The organism is Micrococcoides hystricis, assembly GCF_042434215.1.
Taxonomy (GTDB): Bacteria; Actinomycetota; Actinomycetes; order Actinomycetales; family Micrococcaceae; genus Micrococcoides; species Micrococcoides hystricis.
Genome location: NZ_JBHLUB010000028.1, coordinates 108,928 through 130,183, shown reverse-complemented (window position 1 = coordinate 130,183; position 21,256 = coordinate 108,928). Strand labels below are relative to the sequence as shown.

Annotated in this window: 20 protein-coding genes and 1 riboswitch; of the genes, 8 read left to right on the top strand and 12 right to left on the bottom strand. The window is 62.1% G+C overall.

Annotation, left to right across the window (positions count from 1 at the left end):
• Window positions 1–110 precede the first annotated feature (110 nt).
• A complete protein-coding gene (locus tag ACFFFR_RS06885) occupies window positions 111–356 on the top strand; it encodes an SIR2 family protein (protein ID WP_377459019.1) in 246 nt (81 codons plus the stop codon).
• On the opposite strand, the gene ACFFFR_RS06880 is transcribed toward ACFFFR_RS06885, so the two are convergent.
• From ACFFFR_RS06880 to ACFFFR_RS06855, 6 genes are all read right to left on the bottom strand, one after another.
• Window positions 353–1,717 (bottom strand): deoxyguanosinetriphosphate triphosphohydrolase, encoded by a 1,365-nt coding sequence (locus tag ACFFFR_RS06880; RefSeq protein WP_377459017.1) that lies wholly within the window; start codon window positions 1,715–1,717, stop codon window positions 353–355. The genes ACFFFR_RS06885 and ACFFFR_RS06880 overlap by 4 nt on opposite strands.
• Before the next feature lie 52 nt (window positions 1,718–1,769).
• The gene (gene dusB / locus ACFFFR_RS06875; RefSeq protein WP_377459035.1) at window positions 1,770–2,897 is read right to left on the bottom strand and encodes a tRNA dihydrouridine synthase DusB; all 1,128 of its coding nucleotides are present in this window, start codon (window positions 2,895–2,897) and stop codon (window positions 1,770–1,772) included.
• A complete protein-coding gene (locus ACFFFR_RS06870; protein WP_377459015.1) occupies window positions 2,836–4,452 on the bottom strand; it encodes a YibE/F family protein in 1,617 nt (538 codons plus the stop codon). The genes dusB and ACFFFR_RS06870 overlap by 62 nt, the downstream gene beginning before the upstream one ends.
• Window positions 4,424–5,551: a GNAT family N-acetyltransferase gene (locus ACFFFR_RS06865; protein WP_377459014.1), complete on the bottom strand. Its 1,128-nt coding sequence runs from the start codon at window positions 5,549–5,551 to the stop codon at window positions 4,424–4,426. Before ACFFFR_RS06865 ends, ACFFFR_RS06870 begins: the two co-directional genes overlap by 29 nt.
• Window positions 5,552–5,589: 38 nt before the next feature.
• Complete coding sequence (locus ACFFFR_RS06860) at window positions 5,590–6,984, bottom strand: glycine--tRNA ligase (protein ID WP_377459012.1); 1,395 nt, start codon at window positions 6,982–6,984, stop codon at window positions 5,590–5,592.
• 94 nt (window positions 6,985–7,078) lie between these two features.
• A complete protein-coding gene (locus tag ACFFFR_RS06855; protein ID WP_377459010.1) occupies window positions 7,079–8,065 on the bottom strand; it encodes a DMT family transporter in 987 nt (328 codons plus the stop codon).
• A 120-nt stretch (window positions 8,066–8,185) separates the two neighbouring features.
• Here ACFFFR_RS06855 and ACFFFR_RS06850 point away from each other — a divergent pair, with 120 nt between their 5' ends.
• From ACFFFR_RS06850 to ACFFFR_RS06835, 4 genes are all read left to right on the top strand, one after another.
• A complete protein-coding gene (locus ACFFFR_RS06850) occupies window positions 8,186–8,431 on the top strand; it encodes an RNA-binding S4 domain-containing protein (protein ID WP_377459008.1) in 246 nt (81 codons plus the stop codon).
• Window positions 8,432–8,654: 223 nt separating this feature from the next.
• Complete coding sequence (locus ACFFFR_RS06845; RefSeq protein ID WP_377459006.1) at window positions 8,655–10,358, top strand: carbon starvation CstA family protein; 1,704 nt, start codon at window positions 8,655–8,657, stop codon at window positions 10,356–10,358.
• A 43-nt stretch (window positions 10,359–10,401) separates the two neighbouring features.
• Window positions 10,402–10,680 (top strand): cory-CC-star protein, encoded by a 279-nt coding sequence (locus ACFFFR_RS06840; protein ID WP_377459033.1) that lies wholly within the window; start codon window positions 10,402–10,404, stop codon window positions 10,678–10,680.
• Window positions 10,671–11,657: an ArsA family ATPase gene (locus ACFFFR_RS06835; protein ID WP_377459004.1), complete on the top strand. Its 987-nt coding sequence runs from the start codon at window positions 10,671–10,673 to the stop codon at window positions 11,655–11,657. Before ACFFFR_RS06840 ends, ACFFFR_RS06835 begins: the two co-directional genes overlap by 10 nt.
• A 31-nt stretch (window positions 11,658–11,688) precedes the next feature.
• Here ACFFFR_RS06835 and ACFFFR_RS06830 read toward each other — a convergent pair whose 3' ends face one another.
• From ACFFFR_RS06830 to ACFFFR_RS06820, 3 genes are all read right to left on the bottom strand, one after another.
• The gene (locus ACFFFR_RS06830) at window positions 11,689–12,363 is read right to left on the bottom strand and encodes an alpha/beta hydrolase (RefSeq protein ID WP_377459002.1); all 675 of its coding nucleotides are present in this window, start codon (window positions 12,361–12,363) and stop codon (window positions 11,689–11,691) included.
• Window positions 12,364–12,426: 63 nt separating this feature from the next.
• Window positions 12,427–13,566: a homoserine O-acetyltransferase MetX gene (gene metX / locus ACFFFR_RS06825; protein WP_377459001.1), complete on the bottom strand. Its 1,140-nt coding sequence runs from the start codon at window positions 13,564–13,566 to the stop codon at window positions 12,427–12,429.
• Window positions 13,567–13,619: 53 nt separating this feature from the next.
• Window positions 13,620–14,936 carry an O-acetylhomoserine aminocarboxypropyltransferase/cysteine synthase family protein gene (locus ACFFFR_RS06820; RefSeq protein WP_377458999.1) on the bottom strand — a complete coding sequence of 439 codons (1,317 nt, stop codon included), beginning with the start codon at window positions 14,934–14,936 and terminating at the stop codon, window positions 13,620–13,622.
• A 129-nt stretch (window positions 14,937–15,065) separates the two neighbouring features.
• Window positions 15,066–15,199: riboswitch (SAM riboswitch) on the bottom strand.
• 123 nt (window positions 15,200–15,322) lie between these two features.
• Between ACFFFR_RS06820 and ACFFFR_RS06815 the strand changes: the two genes are divergently transcribed.
• Window positions 15,323–15,967: a VOC family protein gene (locus tag ACFFFR_RS06815; protein WP_377458998.1), complete on the top strand. Its 645-nt coding sequence runs from the start codon at window positions 15,323–15,325 to the stop codon at window positions 15,965–15,967.
• A gap of 105 nt (window positions 15,968–16,072) precedes the next feature.
• Here the strand turns inward: ACFFFR_RS06815 and ACFFFR_RS06810 are convergent, their stop codons facing one another.
• The 3 genes from ACFFFR_RS06810 to panD all read right to left on the bottom strand — a co-directional run bounded on the left by ACFFFR_RS06810 (window position 16,073) and on the right by panD (window position 19,292).
• Window positions 16,073–17,785, bottom strand: a complete 1,713-nt coding sequence (locus tag ACFFFR_RS06810) for an HNH endonuclease signature motif containing protein (protein WP_377458996.1) — start codon at window positions 17,783–17,785, stop codon at window positions 16,073–16,075.
• A gap of 172 nt (window positions 17,786–17,957) precedes the next feature.
• Window positions 17,958–18,770 (bottom strand): CPBP family intramembrane glutamic endopeptidase, encoded by an 813-nt coding sequence (locus tag ACFFFR_RS06805; RefSeq protein WP_377458995.1) that lies wholly within the window; start codon window positions 18,768–18,770, stop codon window positions 17,958–17,960.
• Window positions 18,771–18,809: 39 nt separating this feature from the next.
• Window positions 18,810–19,292: an aspartate 1-decarboxylase gene (gene panD, locus ACFFFR_RS06800; protein WP_377458993.1), complete on the bottom strand. Its 483-nt coding sequence runs from the start codon at window positions 19,290–19,292 to the stop codon at window positions 18,810–18,812.
• Between the two features lie 30 nt (window positions 19,293–19,322).
• On the opposite strand from panD, the gene ACFFFR_RS06795 reads away from it, so the two are divergent.
• Window positions 19,323–20,387: a phosphotransferase family protein gene (locus ACFFFR_RS06795; RefSeq protein WP_377458991.1), complete on the top strand. Its 1,065-nt coding sequence runs from the start codon at window positions 19,323–19,325 to the stop codon at window positions 20,385–20,387.
• Window positions 20,388–20,536: 149 nt separating this feature from the next.
• Entirely contained in the window at window positions 20,537–21,082 is a 546-nt protein-coding gene (locus tag ACFFFR_RS06790) for a Dps family protein (RefSeq protein WP_377458989.1), read from the top strand.
• The last annotated feature ends 174 nt before the right edge of the window (window positions 21,083–21,256 follow it).

Genomic DNA, 21,256 nt, shown 5'->3' with positions numbered 1-21,256 from the left:
GATGTGTTGTTTCAGCACTTCCATCTTCGAAAGACCTCGACACTTTTTATGCCTTCAACACACCCCGATCACAAAACCGATCTACACCCAAAATTCCGAAGAGCCAGTTTTTGCCGCAAGATCAGTGGCAGGCCACGGAAGAAGCGTTGACGGAAGCCGATCTGGTGGTGGTTGTGGGCACCAGCGGTGTGGTGCAGCCGGCGGCGTCGCTACCGTTTGTGGCCTCGTCTTTGGGCACCCCGGTGGTGGAGATCAACCCGGTGGCCTCCGAGTTGACCCCGTTCATGGATGTTTCGATTAGCGCCGGCGCCGCCGAAGCGCTCCCAGATCTGGTGGCCTTGGCCAGCAGCCGTTAGCGTGGGCGCCGCTCGTAGCTGGCACCGCGGACCAAGGTGGCGTGCCATTCGTGGGCGGTGTAGTCCGTCAGGGAGGCTACCTGGTCGATGACCACGCGGAGTCGGGCATCGTCGTCGGCGGCCGCACGCCAGTCACCCTGAAAGAGCGGTTCGAGGTAGCGGTCCTGGTTCTGGTACAGGAACTCGACCAACTCGGTGAGGATCGTCCGCTGCCGATGGTAGATCGGTTGCCGACCCATGGCGCTCATGACGTAGGCGGCGGCGATGCCTTTCATGACCGCGATCTCCAGCTTGGTTTGTTCCGGAATGACCAGTTCGGCGCTGTACCGGGTGAGGACATCGTTGCCGTACGTGTCTCTGGTTGCGCCGAAGGCGGCCTGACAGAATCGGCCGATGAGTTGGCTGGTCATGTTTTTCAGCGCCGCCATGTCCGCCCGCGAGCCGTGGGCGTTAGGCACCCAGCAGGCCAGCGCTTCCAGCCGGCTCAGGGCCGCGTCGATGTGCTCTGCCGGGGTGCCGGGAAGGTACCAGGCGATGGTGGTGTCGATGACCTTCGCCCTCTCGGCCTCGGTCTTCAACCAGCCGAGCTGGAATTCGCCGGCGACGATGGAGTCCTCCACATCGTGCACCGAGTAGGCGATGTCATCGGACAGATCCATCACTTGGCCTTCGATGGGGACTTTGCCGGCCGGTGCGGCCTCCCGAACCCAGTCGAAGACTGCCGCGTCGTCCGCGTAGACCCCGAACTTGCTGGACTGTTTACCGTTCCGGTACGGGGCCGATTCAAGAGACCACGGATACTTGATGGCGGCATCAAGGCTGGCCCGGGTCAGATTCAGTCCCGCCGAAGAACCGTCTTCGGCGAAAGACTTGGTTTCCAGCCGGGTGAGCAGACGCAGGGTTTGGGCGTTGCCTTCGAAGCCGCCGATGCCGGCCGCGCACTGGTCCAAGGCGCGTTCACCGTTGTGGCCGAAGGGCGGGTGACCGAGGTCGTGGGCTAGGCAGGCGGTGTCCACCACATCGGGGTCACAGCCTAAAGACCGGCCGAGGGAGCGGCCGACTTGGGCGACCTCGAGTGAGTGGGTCAGGCGGGTTCGGGCGAAGTCGTCGGCGGCCGGGGACACCACTTGGGTCTTGGCTCCGAGCCGGCGCAGGGCGGCGGAGTGCAGGATCCGGGCCCGGTCGCGCTCGAAGGGCGACCGGTAGGAAGACTTGGCGGGTTCGGGGACCCAGCGTTGGGTGTCCGCATCCGAGTAGCCCTCTGGTCGGCCCACCGCCCCCGCGTAGGGCGGGCGGCCGGGATTGCCAAACAGGGCTGGCTGGTTCACCCAATACGGGGTATTGGCCTGATGGGTGCTCATCCCCTACCCTTCCTGACGTGTACGGCTCACCCTCAGTGTAGCCGTGGTGTCCCTACCCGCCGGAGATATCCAGCTCGGCCTTGTGGATCATGGCCTGATGGTCTGCGTTCAGGGTGCGGGAGTCCAACCAGTTTTCCGGCAGGTGGGTGCGCTTGGCGTGCCCGGCCCGGCCACGCGGGCCCTCGGCGGCCGCGCCCGGATATGGGAGGGTTTGGTCGAGGCTGCCCAACAGTTCGGCCAACTGGTCCAAGGTTTCCACTTTGGCCAGCTGGGAGCGCAGGTTCCCGCCGACGGGGTAGCCCTTGAAATACCAGGCGATGTGCTTGCGGATATCCCGCATACCTTTGCCTTCGTCGCCACCGAAAGTGTCGATCAGCAGCTGGCCGTGGCGCAGCACGGTTTCTGCGACCTCTTTGACCCCGGGACGGAAGCGTTCGGCAGAGCCCTCGAAGGCATTCTGCAGGTCCCCAAACAGCCAAGGCCGGCCCTGGCAACCGCGGCCAATGACCACGCCGTCGATGCCGGTCTGTTCCACCATCTCGATGGCGTCCTCGGCGGACCAAATATCCCCGTTACCTAGGACGGGCACATCCGGCAGGGCCTCCCGGAGCCGGGCGATCGAATCCCAGTCGGCTTTGCCGGAGTAATGCTGGTTGGCGGTGCGCCCGTGCAGGGCCACGGCCGCGACGCCGTGGTCGCGGGCGATTTTGGCCGAATCCAAGTAGGTCAGGTGGTCGTCGTCGATGCCCTTGCGCATCTTGATGGTCAGCGGGATGTCGCCCTTGGCGGCCTCTTCCGTGGCACGCTTGATGATCCCGGTGAACAGGTCCGTCTTCCACGGCAGGGCGGAGCCGCCACCCTTGCGCGTCACTTTGGGCACGGGGCAGCCAAAGTTCAGGTCCACGTGGTCGGCAATGTCTTCTTCCACGATCATGCGCACGGCGGCCCCGACGGTGACCGGGTCCACCCCGTAGAGCTGGACCGAGCGTGGGGTCTCATCCGGGTCATGGGCGACGATGCGCAGCGACTCCGGGTTCCGCTCCACCAGAGCGCGGGAGGTCACCATCTCGGTGACGAACAGCCCGCCGCCGTATTCGCGGCAGAGCCGGCGGAATGCCCTATTGGTCACCCCGGCCATCGGTGCCAAGACGACGGGCACGTCGATGGTCAGGTTGCCCAGTTTCAGCGGCGGCAGGTTCAGCGTCTTGGCCGGGCTTTGGCTCTGCTGGCCCTGCTGGTTCTGCGTGGGGGTGGTCGTGGTGGTCATGGACGGAATCCTTGGTTGTGTGCTGCGCCTTCGAGGTGTGTGTATCCGCGGTTGTCCCGGCGAGTGCGCCGTAGCCCGTTGCCGCCAGCTCAGGTTGTGACTGGCTGGTGTGCAGGCTGTGCTGCGTGGGGCTGGCCACGGCTTTGACGACGAGGACCGCGATGATGGTGGTGGCCGGGATGGCCAACACCAAACCAATCGAACCGATCAATGTTCTCACAATTTCCTCCACGAGTTCTCCAGAGATCAGCATGTCCCAGAGGGAACGGTCGTAGAGGGAGACCACCATCAGCACCGGCAGGGCGGCACCGGCATAGGCGAAAGCAATGGTGTACACGGTGGAAGCGATGTGATCCCGGCCGATGCGCATGGCGGAGGCGAACAGCTCCGCGGCGGAGGCTGTGGGTTTCATCTCATTGAGTTCCCACACGGCCGAGGACTGGGTGATGGTCACATCATTCAGCACCCCGAGCCCGGCGATGAGCAGCCCGCACAGGATGATCCCGGACAGCCGGGCGGCCGGGGCTTGGGAGGCCAGCACATAGGAGTACTCGTCCCCTAGCCCGGTCAGATAGGCGGCTTCGGTCCCCCACCCGGCCAGCACGGCGGTGATGATCAAACCGATCAGGGTTCCTAGCAGCGCCGTCGTCGTCCGCAAGGAGAATCCGTGGGCGAAGTAGAGCACCACCATCATGATGGCGACCGAGCCGGTCAGCCCCACCAGCATGGGTGAGTTCCCTTCCAGCAGGGACGGGATGATGAAGATGGCCAGCACGATGAAGGCCCCGATGAGCCCGACCAGTGCGCGCAGGCCCCGCCAGCGGGCGACCAGCACGACGACGAACGCGTAGGCGATGCCGAGCAGGATAATGGGCACGGAACGTTCGAAGTCCACGAAGATGAACTCTTCACCGGCTTGGGCCGGTGGTGCGTTGGGTTGGCCGGGTTCGCCGGCTTCACCACTGTCAGTTCCGGGAGCGACCTGCTGCGGCAGACCCCGTAGGTCCAGGACGCGGACCCGGTCTCCAACCCCGGCGGGTGCGGAGGCGGTCACTTCCGGTGGCAGCATCATCGGGTAGTGTTCGCTGCCGCCGCCATCGGGGTCAACCATGACCCGCTGGCATTGGGTTTGTTGGGCGGAGTCCGCGCCGACCTCGGCGGAGTGCTGGTCTTCGAGGATGGCCCGGCTGGTGCAGGGCACTTCTTCGACGGCGGTGATGGTGCCGCGGACCAGTTGCACGCCCTCGGCGGTGCCGTACGGGTTCGGCAGGGTCAGCTCTTGGTAACTGCCTGATGGCCACAGCAGCACCAGTCCGGCCACGGTTGCCAAGGCGACCGGCACGAGGGTGGCCCAGAGCGCGGTGATGATGCGTTTACGCTCGCGAGCGCTGCGTGGCCGGTCCGGGCCGGAGTGGGAGTGACCTGCGCCGATGGTGGGCCTACTTTCCTGCCGGGTTGGGCTGATCAAACTTGCTGGCGATGTGCGCGGTGTGGAACACGGCCGCGTCCTTGCTGTGCAGCACCGGGGCCAACACGGCCAGCAGGTCGGTCATTGAGTCATCAACTTCCATGCGGACCGGGTAGCGGTGCACCAGCATGCCCAGCAGCGCGCCCAGCGCGTGTTGGACTTGGGCCGGGTTCAGTTCCGGTTTCAGTCCCGGGTTGAACCCGATGAGCACATCTGAAATGTCAGCGAAGTCTCTGGCCGCTTGCAGCTGGACCGGGGCTTGCCCGTGCTCGTCCGCGTGGTCTGGGGACTCGGCGGTGGGATCATGCACCGCGTAGGAGATCGCGAAGGCGACGATGTTGCCCTTGCCCTTGGCGTCGGCTCGGGTCCGGTCTCGCAGCACCACGGCCCCGGAGGCTCCGGTGGCCGGTGCCAGGAGCAGCTGCTGGGCTTGGCCGATGCTCATCGTCGTCGGGTCCCACTGGTGCATGGCCGTGTAGAAGTCCTGCACGGCCTGGGTTAGTTCCACCGATCCGGTGGCCACGTCCTCCAACTGCAGGTCACTGTTTTCATCCAGCTGCGGGGCGGGTAGCGCTTGCGGGCTGAGTAGCACCTGACGCACGGTTTGGATGGTGGCAAAGCCGGCGTGTTCGGCGTAACCGGCTGCATCGGTGCCCACCGAGTACCGGATTTTCACGGCCGTGCCGGGCAGTTCGGTCCGGAGCAGTTCCAGCAGCCGGGTGGCGAGGCCTTGGCGGCGCAAGGCGGGAATGATTTCCGCGAAAAACCACAGTCGGCGCGGATGCAACACGGACTCGGACAGGCTGGCAGCACCCACCGGCACCCCATCGTCCTCCACCACGAGGGTGCGGGCGACGGGGCTGTCCGCCGGGGGACGCAGCAGGGACCGATCTTGGTGATGTGCCGGGTCTTCCGGGTCGCCGAAGACCTCCAAAAGGGCCCGATCATCGCCGTCGGTCCACGCACGCACCGTCAAATTCGGGTGCCGTAAGTCCTCCTCGGTTCCTGCAAAGAGGGGCACCGGGTTCGTGTAGGCGGCCAGGAATTCTGCCAGTGAGCGTTCCGGTTTGGGTGCTGCCAGCTGTTCAGAAGGTTGCATGTGCTCCGTTGTGGTTGGTGGCGGTGCCTGCCTGCGCGCTAGGCGCGGATGCGTTCGGCCAGGTAAGTTTCGACCTTGTCGAGGGAGACCCGCTCTTGGGCCATCGAGTCGCGGTCACGGATGGTCACCGCTTGGTCCTCAAGGGTGTCGAAGTCCACGGTGACGCAGAACGGGGTACCGATCTCATCGTGGCGGCGGTAGCGGCGGCCGATGGCGCCGGCGTCGTCGTAGTCAATGTTCCAGCGCTTGCGCAGGTCTGCGGCCAGGTTCTTGGCGTGCGGTGCCAGCTCTTCCTTCTTGGACAGCGGCAGCACGGCGGCCTTGAACGGTGCCAAGCGCGGATCCAGACGCAGCACGGTGCGGGTGTCCACCCCGCCCTTGGTGTTGGGGGCCTCGTCCTCGGCGTAGGCGTCAACGAGGAAGGCCATCAGTGCGCGGGTCAGACCCCAGGACGGTTCGATGACGTACGGGGTGTACCGCTCCCCGGTCGCCTGATCAAAGTAGTTCATGCCGGTGCCGGAGTGTTCGGTGTGCTGGGACAGGTCGTAGTCACCGCGGTTGGCGATACCCATCAGCTCACCCCATTCACCACCCTGGAAACCGAAGCGGTATTCCAAGTCGATAGTGGCCGCCGAATAGTGGGCGCGTTCCTCATCGGGCACATCAAATTTGCGCATGTTGTCCGGGTTCACACCCAGATCCACGAACCAGTTCCAGCAGTCCTCGACCCACTGGTCGAAGAACTGTGGGGCCTCGGCAGGTGGCACGAAGTACTCGATTTCCATCTGTTCGAATTCGCGGGTGCGGAAGATGAAGTTACCCGGGGTGATCTCATTGCGGAACGCCTTACCGATCTGGCCGATGCCGAACGGTGGCTTCTTCCGCGCGGTGGTCACCACGTTGTTGAAGTTCACGAAGATCCCCTGCGCGGTTTCTGGGCGCATGTAATGTAGGCCCTCTTCGTTATCCACGGCGCCAAGGTAGGTTTTCATGAGTCCGGAGAAGTTCTGCGGCTCGGTGAACTTGCCGCGGGTGCCACAGTCCGGGCAAACCACATCGTCCATGGTCTCCGGCCAGACGCCTTTCTTCTCCTCGTAGGCTTCCTGCAGGTGGTCCTGGCGGTGGCGCTTGTGGCACTGCAGGCATTCCACCAGTGGGTCGGTGAAGGTTTCCACGTGGCCGGAGGCTTCCCACACGGCACGGGGCAAGATGATGGAGGAGTCTAGGCCGACGACGTCTTCACGGCCGCGCACAAACGTCTGCCACCACTGCGCCTTGATGTTTTCTTTGAGCTCGGCTCCGAGGGGGCCATAATCCCACGCGGAACGGGATCCGCCGTAGATCTCTCCAGCCTGGAAGACGAATCCGCGGCGCTTGGCCAGCGAGATGACTTGATCAAGATTCGATTTCTTGGCGGTGTTCTTTTCCGACATGAGGGTGATAGCTCCAAAGTAAAGGTAGTTACAGGGCCGCTGGGTTGCGGTCCGCACCCTACCAAGGGTACCGGAAGATGGCGCAGATGCTCCTCTATTTTGCGCGTGAGATCAGCCGCAAATACCCGCCGAATCCACCGCGCGGGGTGGAAGCAATCAACACGGCCACAAAGGTCAGCAGGGTACCGATATAGGTTGCCGAGCTCAGGGCGGTGCCCGGGGCCGGGAACAGCACGTCGATCAACAACGAACCCAGCAACTGGCCGGCGATCATCCCCATCCCCAACACCAGCACACCTAGGCGGCGCACCAGCAAGGCGCCCAGACCGACGAAGGTCACCCCCAGTGGCCCGCCGAGGTAATACCACCACTCGGTCGGCAGCGGCGCGACGGGGGTTCCTTGCACAACATCGGCAAACCAGACGATAAACAGGAACAAGGTCCCGGCGACGAAGTTGAACACGGTCCCGGGGTAGGGCGAGGAGTAGTGCATGGTTTGGATGCCGTTCATCGCCTGCTGGGCCTGGTTCACGAAACCCGCCAGGAACGGCAAGATCAGGGGCAGAAAGTCCACCGCGTCGGGACCAACCAGCCGGTCAGAGACCGTCCAAAACACAGCCACCACGGTCAGCAAGGCGCCGATGACTCGCACGACGGTGGGATACTTGCGCCCGGCCGGGCCGAAGCCGGCCAAGTCCACCACGAGACCGCCGAGGGTCTGACCGGTCACCACCGCCACGGTGTACAACGCGATCCCCAACAGGGGCGCGGCGATGGCTTGGGAAATCACAAAGTAGGCTCCGAAGATACCTGCGCCCAGATAGAACCACGGGAACTTTCTGGCTTTCAATACCGGTAGCACTCTGGACATCGCGGCCCGGTTGTTTTTCAGCGTCAGGAAGGACAGCAGCACGATGAAACCGACCGTGAATGAGATCAGCGAGGCGTAGATCGGATGCTCCACCTTCAACGCCAGCGCACCGTTGACACGTCCTTGGGCGGCAATGGCCAATCCCGCCACCATAGATAGCAACAGAGCTAACGTCGTCGGCAGCGCCGGTTTCTGAACTTCCGTACTCACAGCTTCATACCCTACGCCAGGGTGCCTGCACGCTAGAATTCAGGGCCTCATCTTCCGTCATGTGCACCCGGTCATTCATTCGTTCCGTCACGTTCACACGGGCGCATTAGGGTAGGAAGTATGGAACTAGAGATTGAAATTAAGGACGAGAGCATCCGGCTGGGTCAGTTGTTGAAGCTGGCTGGTGTGGTGGACTCCGGTGTGGATGCCCGGGACGTCATCGCCGACGCTCAGGTCTACGTCAATGGCGAGGTCGAATTGCGCCGCGGCAAGCAGATCCGTCCCGGCGATGAGGTCTCCTGCCCGGACGCCATGTCGGGCCAGCTGGCGACGATCCGTGTCCTCGCCGACCAGCCGGAAGACTAGCCGCAGGACGCAACCAACCAGCAGCTACCCGAAAGTAAAAAAGGCTTCTCGGCTTTACTTACCGGAAATTGCACTTCTAGGATCAATGACATACCTCAAGGCTTGACCAGCTTTGGATATCGCCCACGCCGTGACGATCGCCCACCCCGTGAATCCGTGCCCGGCTTGGCAACTCGCATCTGAACGTTATTTACATACATATCCGAGAGGTAACGGGACTTCTATGAACTCCGTCATTTTGGCGGTGCTTGGCGTGGGCATGGTCCTAGCCGGGTACTTCCTGTATTCACAATTCTTGGCCAAACGGGTCTTTAAGCTTCAACCCAAATTCAAGACCCCGGCTCACGAGCTCTCCGACGGTGTGGACTTCGTGCCCACCAACAAATTCGTGCTCTGGGGCCACCACTTCACGTCGGTAGCCGGCGCGGCGCCCATCGTCGGACCCGCCGTCGCCGTCATCTGGGGTTGGCTACCAGCCTTCCTCTGGGTGACACTCGGGACCGTCTTCTTTGCCGGTATGCACGACTTTGGCGCCATGTGGGCATCCGTGCGGAACAAGGGCCAATCCATTGGAACGCTCTCCGGCCGCTACATCGGAAACCGTGGACGCAACCTGTTCCTAGTGGTCATTTTCTTGCTCCTGCTGATGGTCAACGCCGTCTTCGCCGTCGTGATCTCCGACCTGTTGGTCAACCAACCCACCTCCGTGATCCCAACCTGGGGCGCCATCGTCGTCGCCCTCGGCATCGGCCAAGCGATTTACCGGTTCAAGTGGAACCTACCGATCGTTTCCTTGGTGGGCGTGGTGCTGCTGTACGCCCTGATCATGCTGGGTGACCGCTTCCCCATCGAGCTACCGGAGACCGTAATGGGTCTACCGGCCGGGGCGTTTTGGATTGTGGTGCTGTTCATTTACGCGGGTATTGCTTCGTTGCTACCGGTGTGGATGCTGCTGCAGCCTCGGGACTACATCAACGGTCTGCAGCTATTTATCGCCCTGGCCATTCTGTACGTCTCCATCCTGGTGTCCCAGCCAACCGTGGTCGCTCCGGCCGTCAACACGGCGCTGCCGGAAGGCACCCCGTCGATGGTGCCGCTACTGTTTGTCACCATCGCCTGTGGCGCGATTTCCGGGTTCCACGGCATCGTGTCCTCGGGTACCTCAGCAAAGCAGCTGGATAAGGAAACCGATTCTCGCTTTGTCGGCTACTTCGGCGCCGTGGGTGAAGGACTGTTGGCCCTCGGAACCATCATTGTGGTCACGGCCGGCTACGAGACCCTGGCGGCGTGGCAGGAAACCTACAGTGCCTTCAATCAGGGTGGCATTGGCGCGTTTGTTACCGCCGGCGGTTCCGTCCTGAACAACGGGCTGGGCATCCCGGTCCAACTCTCGGCCACGATCTTGGCGACCATGGCGGTGCTTTTTGCGGCGACCACCATGGACACCTCGGTGCGTCTGCAACGTTTTGTGGTGGCTGAAGTCGGTCAGCTGATGGGCTTCAAGCTCAACACCATCGTGGCGACCGTCATCGTGCTGACCGCTACCGCGGCGTTGGCCTTCGGCGCGGATCCCAGCGGTGCCGGCGGCATGATCATTTGGCCGCTGTTCGGTACCACCAACCAGATCATGGCTGCCCTGACCCTGGCGATCATCACGGTGATGCTGATCAAGCGCCGCCGCCCATACCTGCCGGTGCTGATCCCGCTGCTGTTCGTGTTGACGATGACGGTCTATGCACTCTTTGTGCAGATCGGTCAGTTCTACGCGGCCGGTAACTGGCTGCTGCTGGTGTTGGACATCGTGATCCTCGTCTGCGCCCTCTGGGTGGTGGTGGAAGCCTTTGCCGCGATGGCCCGGGCGAAGAACGAACCACCAGAGATTGACGCCGATGTTGAAGCGGCCGAAGAGGAAGCCCGCGTTGGCTAGCCACGAGGCTGAATCCGCAGCGCCGAAGCGGCGCGGTGGCGCCCTGACCAGGTTCTCCGCTTGGTTCAGGGACGCTGCCCGCCGCTTCGGGGCAGGCTTGGAGGATTACTATTCCTCCAACTACCGGCGCAGTTTCCGGCGCTTGCAGCGCGACCAAGATGACCTGTTCATGATGATGGTCCTCTCTGAGGCCCTCGGGGTGCCGAACCCGGCCAGCTACTACACCATGGAGATGCTGCCGGTGGTGTACGAGAATTTTCACGAGTGGCACAAACGAATGGGGATGGAACGCTCCCCGCTGGAAGAGATTTCATGTTGCTAGAACTGGCACAAACCCATCGCGTGCTCTTTTTCGGCGGTAAAGGCGGGGTCGGTAAGACTTCCATGGCGGCGGCAACCGCAGTTGGTGCCGCCGCGGCCGGACGCAGCACATTGCTGGTCTCCACGGACCCGGCCCATAACTTGGGGCACCTCTGGGGCCAGCCCATCGGACCGGAACCAGTCACACTCCAGCAGAATCTCGACGCGGTGGAGATCGACCCGGAAGCGACCACCGACGAACATTTGGCCGCCGTCGCCCAAACCTTGTACGCCATGATGCCCGAACATTTACGCGGCGAGGTGGACAAGTACTTGGCCCTGTCCCGCCAGTCCCCGGGCACGCATGAGGCCGCGATTTTAGAACGCATCGCGGACCTAATCCAGCTCGGCCTCGAAAACTACGAGCTGGTGATTTTCGATACGGCACCGTCCGGGCACACCACTCGATTGATGGCGCTGCCGGAGATCATGTCATCGTGGACCGATGGGTTGCTGCAGAACCGGACCAAATCCGAAAAGTATGCTGCGGCGGTCCGTGGTCTTACGCGGGATCGGGACCGGGCCGCGGTCATGTCCGATGGGACGCCGACGGACCCGATTCTGGCCCGGGATCAGAAGATCCGGCAGATCCTGCTGCGCCGCCAAGCCCGGTTCAGGCAGCTGCGTGAGGTCCTCACCGATCAAACGCTCACCTGTTTTGTCATGGTGCTGACTGCCGAACGGCTCCCGGTCTTAGAAACGGTGGAACTGCACGCGCAGCTGGTGGCGACCAAGGTCAAGGTTGCTGGCGCCGTGGTGAACCGGCGCTCCCCCACCGATCAGGGTCAATTCTTGGCGGAACGGGCCGCGCTCGAGGAGCAGTACGTGGCGCAGCTGCGCGATGAGTTGCCTGACTCGGTCCAGATCACTCAGGTGCTGCTGCTGCCCGGTGAGCTGGTGGGCGCCGATGCCTTGGCGGCTTTAGCGCAGATGCTCTAGCCGAAAACGGCGCAAGCCTTTGGGATCCCGGTTAGGCAGTTCGAGCGGCGACGAAATTCAAGAATTCGCCGATGTGCCCGAGTTCTTGGGCGCAGATGGCGTGGCCCATGTTGGCGTAGACCACCTTGGTCAGATCCACGTGGTCTTGGACCCACCCGTGGGTGTAGTCCACCAAGTGTTGGCGGATGACCGGGTCGGCCTGGTCCCGGCCCCAGAACATGGGCAGTTTCGGGGAGCGGGCGGCCAGTGCCTCGTCGTCAAAGAGCTCTGCGATCTGCGGTGAAGACTCCGGATTGATGGCGAAACCGGACAGCCCCACCAGGGCCTTGTAGCGTTCCGGGGCCATCCGCACCATCGAGGTTGCCATCGACATCCCCATGGAGAAACCCAGCAGGGTGATTGCGGCGTACTGCTCCGCTTGGGCGGCCAGCCAGCTGTCCAGCCCGGTGATGGCGGCCAATACATCCGCAGGGTTTGTCTCGAAGTTCTGATCCAGCGGGTACCACGTGTAGCCGGGCTGTATGGCTAGCGGGGCCCGGACCGACGCGATGGTGTAGTGCTGCGGCAGGTGCGGGGCCAGCCCCATCAGGTCCAGCTCATCCGCGCCGTAACCGTGCAGCAGCACCAATAGGTCGGTGCCGGGCCGCTCTTGATCTTGGCGGGAGTATTCGACGACGGGGTTTTCAAAATAGTCGCGGACGTTCATGCGAAAGCGGGTACTCCTGCTGCTACGTTGGTGGGACTTACGGCGGCGCGGTTTGTGGTGGTGCTATTCCGCTTGAAGTCCCAGGGTCTCAACCATGGCATCGGCAACCTGCTCGATTTGCGTCAGGAAACCGTCGTGGCCAATGGGTGAGTCAATCATATGCACGGGAACCGGTTGCCCCTCAACTTCCGGCAACAGGTTGGCCAGCTCTTCAGACTGTTCCGGGAAGAACAGCCGGTCCGAGGTGACGGCACAGATGAACATTTTTGCTTTGACCTGCGCCAATGCGTTGGCCAGTCCCCCGCGGTCCCGTCCGACGTCGTGCGTCATCAACGACTCGGTGATGGAGACGTAGGAGTTTGCATCGAAACGGTCCACCAGTTTGGCGGCTTGGTAGTCCAAATAGGACTCGATCTGGTAGCGGCCTTGGCGGCGCTGCGGCCAACCCAAGGGGTTTTCCGCCTCTTGGTGTTTGCGCCCGAACCGGCCGCCGAGCTCGCCCTCGGAGCGGTAGGTGATGTGGGCGATGCGCCGGGCAATGCCCAGCCCACCGGTGGGAGCGGCCCCAGCATAGTAGTCCCCGTCGTTATAGAGCGGGTCCAGCTGGATGGCGTTGATTTGGGCCTGGGAGAACGCGATCTGTTCCGCGGTGGTGTAGGCGTTTGAGGCGATGACGGCCGCGCCCTCGACCCGATCCGGGTAGGTGGCCGCCCACTCGAGAGCGCGAGCGCCCCCGAGTGAGCCCCCAATGACAGCCTTGAACGATTTGATCCCCAGCAGATCCGCCATGGCGGCCTCCGCACGCACCGAATCCCGGATCGTCACGAACGGGAATCGGGAGCCGTACGGCAGCCCGTATTCATCCAGCGATGCCGGGCCGGTGGAGCCGTAGCAGCCGCCTAGGATGTTCGGCGCGACGACAAACCAGTGGTTAGTGTCGATGGGCTTGCCCGGGCCGACGAGCTGTTCCCACCAACCCGGTGCCGGGTTCTCAGGAGACGCGGTGACGTGGGTGTCCCCGGTGAGGGCATGGACAATCAGCACGGCGTTGGTACCGGCTTCGTTCAAGGTGCCCCACGTCTCGAACGCAATTTCTACGTTCTTCAGACGGGCACCGGTTTCGAAGTCAAAGGTACCGATCCGGGCCTTCTTTTGCGGACCGTCTTGGTAGATCATCCGGGTATCTTCAACCGACAGAGTCATGGGGTGGCCTTAGCTTTCTTCCCTCGGCGTTCTCAGCTGCCGTGTGGATGGGGTTAGGCGCCGTCCGCCGCAGCGGCGAAGCCCAGCTCCAAGTCAGCAATGATGTCATCAATGTGTTCTAGCCCGACCGACAGGCGCACCAGCGACGGGTTGACCCCGGCGGCGAGCTGTTCGGGATCAGTGAGCTGAGAGTGCGTGGTGGAAGCCGGGTGAATGACCAGCGAACGGACATCCCCAACATTGGCCACATTGGAGTGCAGCTTCAACGCATCCACGAAGCGGATACCGGCTTCACGGCCGCCATCGAGCTCGAAGGAAATGATGGAGCCGACGCCCTTTGGTAGCAGTTGCTTACCGCGTTCGTACCACGGCGAGGATGGCAGGCCGGCGAAGGCGATGTTGTTCGCGTCTTCGCGCTCATCCAACCAGGCCGCAACCTTGGCGGCGTTCTCCACGTGGCGTTCCATCCGCAGGGACAGCGTTTCCAGACCCAGGTTGATTTCGAAAGCGTTGTGCGGGGAGATGGACGGGCCCAAGTCACGCAGCAGCTGGACCCGTGCCTTCAAGATGTAGGACAGGTTGGCTCCGAAGGCGGATCCAACGCCGAGGTCGCGGGCGTAGACCAGACCGTTGTAGGACTCATCGGGCTCATTGAAGCCGGGGAAACGCTCCGGATACTGGGCGTAGTCGAAGTTACCGGAGTCGACGATCACACCGCCCATTGCGGTGGCGTGTCCGCCCAGGAACTTGGTGGCCGAGTGGGTGACGATGTCGGCACCGTGCTCGATGGGCCGGCCCAAGTAGGGGGTGGTCAACGTGTTGTCCACGATCAACGGCACACCGTAGTCGTGGGCTACCCCGGCAACCCCGGAGATGTCCAAGACATCCGAACGTGGGTTGGCGACGAATTCACCGAAGAAAGCCTTGGTGTTGTCCTGGATGGCTGAGCGCCACTCATCCAAGTTGTCCGGGTCCTGAATGAAGGTGGTTTCGATACCGATCTTCTTCAGGGTGTGCTTGAACAGGTTTTGGGTGCCACCGTACAGGGAGGCGGCGGCAACGATATGGTCGCCGGCACCGGCCACGTTCAGGATGGCCAGGGTGGTGGCGGACTGGCCGGAAGCCAGCAGCAACGCACCAACACCGCCTTCAAGCGCGGCGATCTTGTTCTCCACCGCATCGTTGGTGGGGTTGGTGATGCGGGTGTAAATCTGCCCCAATTCGGAGAGCGCGAAGCGGTTGGCGGCGACATCGGCCGAAGGGAAGACAAAAGCGTTGGACTGGTAGATCGGCAGGGTCCGGGCACCGTAGGTTGGGTCCGGGGCCATGCCAGCGTGAATCTGGAGGGTCTCAAACTTCTGTTCGGACATGTGTATTTTCTCCCTTTCGGAAAGCACCGCCCCAGTGTGTGGACCTGTGGGAGAAATCCCGGTGGCCCGCACCTGAACTCGGTATGGTTAGCGTTCTCAATAGCGCATTCCAAAGGGCCCCATCTATAAGGCCCGCGCTTGCAGGTTCTGACAACGGTGTAGCACTGTGTATTGAATCTGCCAGGTCTTCACCCGGGGCACCCCACCGCGAGCGTGAGGGTTGCCGACCAGCAAACCGGGGTTTGACGCTGGTACTCATGACCTTGGTTTCCATTCTCAGATAGAGCACTCCCCTTGTGCAAGTTGGCGCGGGTGAGAGACGCTAAAAACGTAATGTTAGGCTTACCTAAGCTGAAACGCGGTGTGATGAGTGACACCATAGGAACATGATGCGCTTGGATCACGTTTCGTACGCTTGTGGCCCTGACGGTCTCGATGCTACGGTTGCCCGAATTTCGGAAGCACTGGGGATCGACCGAGTCAAGGGCGGTATTCACCCCCGCTTTGGTACCCGTAACGCCATTTTCCCGATGGCGAAGACGCAGTACCTCGAAGTCGTCGAGGTGCTTGAGCACCCGGCAGCTCTGGAAGCTCCATTTGGTCAGGCCGTGCGCGCCCGCTCAGAAATGGGTGGCGGCTGGCTGGGATGGGCCGTCGCTGTGGACGATCTAGCCCCCTTTGAAGAACGCTTGGAGCGCAATGCCGTTCCGGGTAACCGAAAATTCCCCGATGGTCAGGAACTCACTTGGCGTCAGATCGGTATCCGCGGCCTCATCGCCGACCCGCAGGTGCCGTACATGCTGCAGTGGGACGATGGGATGGAAGAACTCCACCCGTCTCGCGCTTCCGAGCCACAGGCCGAGATCCGCAAGATTGTCATTGCCGGCTCCCGTCCGCGCGTCCGCGAGTGGCTGGGCCTGCATGACGATGAGAAGGTTGAAGACCTCGAGGTGGAGTACGTCAACCCATCCGGTCACCCGGGTCTGATGTCCGTGACCTTCAATACCCCGCTGGGTGAGATCACCCTCTAAACGATCCTGCAGAAACGCTGATATAGGCGGTTGCTGCGCGGAAGCCGCGAACGACCAAGGACGGTGGTTCGCGGCTTCCATCTTTAAGTGGTGTGTACGGCGGCCTTAGAAGGGCGGGGTCTCCAGTTGTTGTCTGATGTCTGCCCACGCCCGTGGGTCTAGTGGCTGCTGCGGATGGGTGAGAATTTTCTTGCCGGTGTTGAAGGTGAATTCTAGAACCCCGTCGCCTAACTCTGGTTTGGGTTCGACCTGCCACCAACGCGCCGTTTTGCCGCCGTGATGCTGTTTGCAGAGCAATGCCAGGCCGTAAAGTTCTGAGGTGTTACTCAGCACCCAATCGTGGACGTGGTCGACCTCGCAGTCGGTGCCGGGAACGTGGCAGCCGGGGAACCGACAATGTCGGTCACGGTAGAGCAATAAGTCTTTGACGCGTCTATTCGGGTGGCGGGCACGTTTGCCCAAGCCGATGGGGTAACCGGTAGCCGGGTGGGTGATGATTGCCTGCATCATGGCTGCCTGCGGTAACAGGGCGGCGCTGAGTTCGGGGCTGAGCTGTTGGCCGGTGCCGATGTTGGTTGCGCGGGCTCCGGATTCGTTGACGCCCGGTGGGTGCGAACCGCTCCGAGAAGCAGGCGCTCTCAGGTGGTATTGGCGGTTGCGTTGGGCTTGTTCCCATAGGTGCGGATCGTAGCTCTTCATGAATTCAAGCTGGCCGTCGGCGATCGTTCCGCCGGAGAGGATCCACGCTTCGAAAGAGTAGTTTAGGTAGACCATCACGTTGCGTCCGGATTGAGGACGGTCGTGTCCCCCGGCTTGCTGGCAGCTGCAAACATTGCTGTTTTGCGGCTTCAAGGTGGGACTTTGGGGGCCGGTGTCGAGGCCGGGCAGTAACGGCTGCGGAGACTGCACTTCAGCAACGCGAATGACTGAATCGGCTGTGTCCTTATGCGTTGGGGGCTCGTCATGGCCTGCGCTCGGGGTGTTCTGCTCAGCGGTATTCTGGACAGCTTCGAGGAGAAGATCGACTTCGAGTTGGCGGATCGTCCGGGTTTCGCCCTGTTGCCGACTGGCGGTTTTTGCTCGATGCCGTAGCCGTTGCACGAGTTGGTCAGCGTCGTCGGAGCTGATGAGTGCCTCGAGCTTACTCATCCCATCCCTCGCTGGTCCGATGCGCAGGTAGCGGCGCTTCAACGCGGTGGCATGCCGAGCGGTTGGGTTGTGCGGGTGATGCGTTTCCCGGAGGCGTGCGGCTTCGGTGGTGAAGTCCTGTTCGGGGATGCCCGGTGCCGCCAGCTCGGTGAGTCTAGCGCCGAGCAGGTCCTTGGCGTTGTCGGTGTCCAGGACGGCTTGCGGGTAGGCTTCTGGATCCCAGGGGTGGCCGTCGGCGTCACGACTCGGGTTGGGCGGGGTGACGGACTTGAGCTTTTCGCCCGCTACCCGGACGTGTTCGGCTGGGATCTGCCCGGCGGCTAGTTTGTTGATGAGTTCGGGTGCGTGCTGGATGAGGTTGACCGCAAGGTGGAGAAAGTGTGCGGCTTTGCGGTCAGTGATGCCTTTGAGCTGGGCGAAGCTGGGTGCGGCCTTGCGCAGTAGTTTGCCCTTATCGACGTGTTGCAGAAAATGTGGGGTGAGCTCTTCCGGACTGAAGGTTGGGCGTTCTTGCCGCATCGTAGTCAGGAGGAAGCGGAAACCGTGGGCGTAGCTTTCGGCGGCGCACCGACGAGCCAGTTTTTCAGTCTCTTCGATTGCATTCGCCAGCTCTGGCAGGGAGAGTTCGGTGGTGACGGTGGCTTCGGCTGCGATGCTGGTGGCGCCCACGAGTTCCTCCCTAACGTGTGCTTGGTGGTGCGAACGTGAAACCACGGTATGACGAGCTAGGGCAACTGGCAGAGATCGTCCTCGGGCGCTTGAGGATAGTACGTACCGGTCAGCGGGCTGTGGAGCAGAGCGTGTGGGCTGGCGCTTGCGCCGGGTTCAGCCGGGCCTTGGGTTAGGTGCCGAGGCCGAGGAACGGGCCGAAGAAACGGAAGCCGAGGAAGCCGACGAGGTCGATGATGATGTGGGCGATGATGAGCGGTGCCACCCGTCCGCGGCGCAGGAAGTAGGCACCGAAGAGCAGGCCCATGAGGAAGTTGCCGATGCCGGCTCCGATGCCTTGGTAGAGGTGGTAGCTGGCGCGAATGAGGCTGGTGGCGATGAGCACCCAGATGGTGGGGGTGGTCAGGGCGGTCAGTTTGGTTGGCAGAGCTGGGATGAGGCCGAGGTCTTTGGCGCGTAGGAAGAGGTAGGCGATGACGATGAGTTCTTCGAGGATCCCGTTCTCGAATGCGCGGAGAATGAGCACGAGGACTTCGTGCGGGTAGAGGGTGCCGGCTGCGTATTCGACCGGAGGTGAGAGGTTGAGCGCTCGGGAGAGGTGGTAGACCCCGAGGGTGCCGAACCCGATGATGAGGAAGATGGCTAGGCCGTGGAGCCAGTCGAGGAGGACGGCCCGGCGCGGTCCGAAGACACCGGATTCGCGCAGCAGGGAGCGTCCCTCCCTAGCGAACAGGTAGATCACAAGGGCGACCGGGACGAGTGCAAAGAAGATCCCCAGCAGTTGATAGATCAGGTCAAAGACTTGGGTATCGGCTTGCGCCTTGTTGAGGGTGACGGTTTGACCCGCGATGTCTCGCCAGTACCGTTCGGCGAGGTTGACGATGGCATAGATGCCGGATTTGCCCAGTGAGAGGGCAAGGACGATCACCAACTCCCAGTACAGGTAGCGCCGGGTAGGACGTGTCGCTGCTGGGGTTGGTGTCACTCGCGTGGGAGCTTCAGGGATGGGTTGGCGGCCGCGAGGTTACGCGACGGGCTCCGGGTGTCCAGCGGGCAGGAGTTTCTCCTCGGCTTCCTCGTCGCGCACGGATTCGGAGGAGAGTGCGTGTGGAGGGGTCTGCTGGTTCGGTCCGATGGCCTCGGCTGGGTCTTCCCCGATGGTAATGATCTTGTTGTTCTCATCGACGTGAACAACGTTCGGGACGAAGGTCTTGGCCTCGGCATCGGTCATCTGCGCGTAGGTGATCAGAATGACCAGGTCTCCGGGCTTGACCAAGTGCGCGGCAGCACCGTTGATGCCGATGACGCCGGAGCCACGTTCGCCGGGGATAGTATAGGTTTCCAGCCGGGAGCCGTTGTTGATGTCCACGATGGACACGAGCTCTCCGGGTAGGATGTCGGCGGCTTCGAGCAGGTCAAGGTCCACCGTGACGGAGCCGACGTAGTGCAGGTCAGCCTCGGTGACAGTGGCCCGGTGGATCTTGGATTTAAACATTGTTCGCAACATCAGCATCTATTTTAGTGCATTGGAGAGCAGATGGCTCGGGATTTGTCTGACGAAGAAGTCACACTCTGTACGGGAATATTTCCGGCCGCCCGCTGGTCTGGCGGACAGATGACCGAGCAAGGCTCTGCCTACCGAGTAGCGATCAGCGCACCGGTTCAACCTGGATCCCCAGCGTCAGAGCAGGCTGGTCGGGCCGTGATTCGCTTCGGACGACGTCCGGACTCGGCCGCGGCACTGGAACGGATGGGGCGGCTACACCCCGCGTTGGCTCGGGGCCTAGCCGGAACCGGAGTCAGGATTCCGGAACCGCTCGGCACAGTGCATCAGACGGGCTTGGGTCCGGCGATGGCGTTCAGTTTCATCGACGGTCGGGATCATCCGCCGGCGCGAGGTAACCCAGGTGAGTTCGCACGCGGCGGTGACGACTTGGGGGTGATGACGAAAGCGTTAGCCGATGTGCTTGAAGCCTTGCAGCAGGTGCCGATCGAGACGGTAGAAGCGGACTTGGCCCCGCCCTTTTCCTACCGTGGTCAATGGACCACTGCCAAGACAGCTACCGTCCTCGAGTTCATTGGAGAGCAGGCACCGGAGCTCATGGCCGCCACTTCCCTACTGCTGCGGACTCTCATAAACCATCCGCTAGGATTCGACTCGAAGCTAGGACTGGTACATGGTGACTTGGCGGGCCAAAACATGGTCTGGAACGAGGAGCTTTCTGCCGTGACCGGGGTCTTAGATTGGGATCTTGCCAGTCGGTGGGACCCGGCCATCAATCTGATGCATCTGAGTTTGTGGCACGGTGAGCAAATCTTGGAACCGGTTGTGGCTTCTCTTCAGGAGCGGGGGCTGCTCGAGGCCGAGGGCATCGAATCGCCCTCCATGTATGTGGCTCGGGCGCGGTTTTGGTCGGGTGTGTGGGCCGCTGAGAATCTGTGGCATGCGGCGGATCGTCAACGTCAGGCTGCACTTGGCATCGCCGGGTTCACCACCATCAAACCGGGAGCGCTGCGACGGTTGTTTACCAAGCTTGGCCCGCGTCTGTCCGCGGGGTCGGAGGCAGTAGAGCGAATCTGGGAAGCGGGCTTACTTCTCTGACTTCTCTGATCGTGAAACTCGACGCTCTCATCTTGCATAGAACGAAGCACGCTTACTAGTGTCAGGGGTGTCGGAGCATTGGTTCCACGCCATCCCTGCCTAGAGGCTGACGGGATGTGCGAAACATTGACTGCCTAGGAGAATTTTGCATGTCAGCTAAGAAGGAAACCGTAACCGTACCTACCCCACATGGAAGCGCCGGCACTAAGCGGCAGAACGCCGAGAGCGGCTTCAAGGCACCGGCTCGCCTGCGCAAATCGATGCAGCTGGTCTTGGTCGATATGATCAACTTGAACTTGGTCGGCAAGCAGGCCCATTGGAACATCGTTGGCCCGAATTTCCGCGATTTACACCTGAATCTCGACGAAGTTGTCGACATCGCCCGCGATGCCACCGATGTGATCGCAGAGCGGATGCGCGCCATGCACGCGGTTCCGGATGGTCGTGCCGCCGTCGTCGCGTCCCAGAGCGCAATCGATGAATTCCCTGAAGGTGAGATCCTCACCCATGACGCCATCGAGCTGGTTGTGAAGGCAATCGACACCACGGTCGCAACCATCCGCGACGTGCACGATGCCGTTGACGAGGATGACCCAACTTCTGCTGACATCCTGCACGAATACATTGACAAGTTGGAACAGCAGTCTTGGTTCATCGGCGCTGAGCTGCGTACCCCTACCGAGTCCAAGAACTAATGCTTAGACTCAATAACTAAAGATTCAGCACCCCGTCGGCTAGACGTTCACGTAACGTCATAGTCGACGGGGTTTTTCTATGTGTTTGAGCGTGTTAGCCGTGAATTCAAGGCTCCATTGCGGTTTTCCGCAAGAGCGCGGGGCGAGCAACACTGTGGACAACGCTTCGTGAGG

Bases quoted from the DNA above. Each gene is read 5' to 3' on its own strand.
- ACFFFR_RS06880 (WP_377459017.1), bottom strand. From the start codon at position 1,717: ATGAGCACCCATCAGGCCAATACCCCGTATTGGGTGAACCAGCCAGCC.
- ACFFFR_RS06865 (WP_377459014.1), bottom strand. From the start codon at position 5,551: ATGCAACCTTCTGAACAGCTGGCAGCACCCAAACCGGAACGCTCACTG.
- ACFFFR_RS06860 (WP_377459012.1), bottom strand. From the start codon at position 6,984: ATGTCGGAAAAGAACACCGCCAAGAAATCGAATCTTGATCAAGTCATC.
- ACFFFR_RS06850 (WP_377459008.1), top strand. From the start codon at position 8,186: ATGGAACTAGAGATTGAAATTAAGGACGAGAGCATCCGGCTGGGTCAG.
- ACFFFR_RS06845 (WP_377459006.1), top strand. From the start codon at position 8,655: ATGAACTCCGTCATTTTGGCGGTGCTTGGCGTGGGCATGGTCCTAGCC.
- ACFFFR_RS06835 (WP_377459004.1), top strand. From the start codon at position 10,671: ATGTTGCTAGAACTGGCACAAACCCATCGCGTGCTCTTTTTCGGCGGT.
- ACFFFR_RS06830 (WP_377459002.1), bottom strand. From the start codon at position 12,363: ATGAACGTCCGCGACTATTTTGAAAACCCCGTCGTCGAATACTCCCGC.
- metX (WP_377459001.1), bottom strand. From the start codon at position 13,566: ATGACTCTGTCGGTTGAAGATACCCGGATGATCTACCAAGACGGTCCG.
- ACFFFR_RS06820 (WP_377458999.1), bottom strand. From the start codon at position 14,936: ATGTCCGAACAGAAGTTTGAGACCCTCCAGATTCACGCTGGCATGGCC.
- ACFFFR_RS06815 (WP_377458998.1), top strand. From the start codon at position 15,323: ATGATGCGCTTGGATCACGTTTCGTACGCTTGTGGCCCTGACGGTCTC.
- panD (WP_377458993.1), bottom strand. From the start codon at position 19,292: ATGTTGCGAACAATGTTTAAATCCAAGATCCACCGGGCCACTGTCACC.
- ACFFFR_RS06795 (WP_377458991.1), top strand. From the start codon at position 19,323: ATGGCTCGGGATTTGTCTGACGAAGAAGTCACACTCTGTACGGGAATA.
- ACFFFR_RS06790 (WP_377458989.1), top strand. From the start codon at position 20,537: ATGTCAGCTAAGAAGGAAACCGTAACCGTACCTACCCCACATGGAAGC.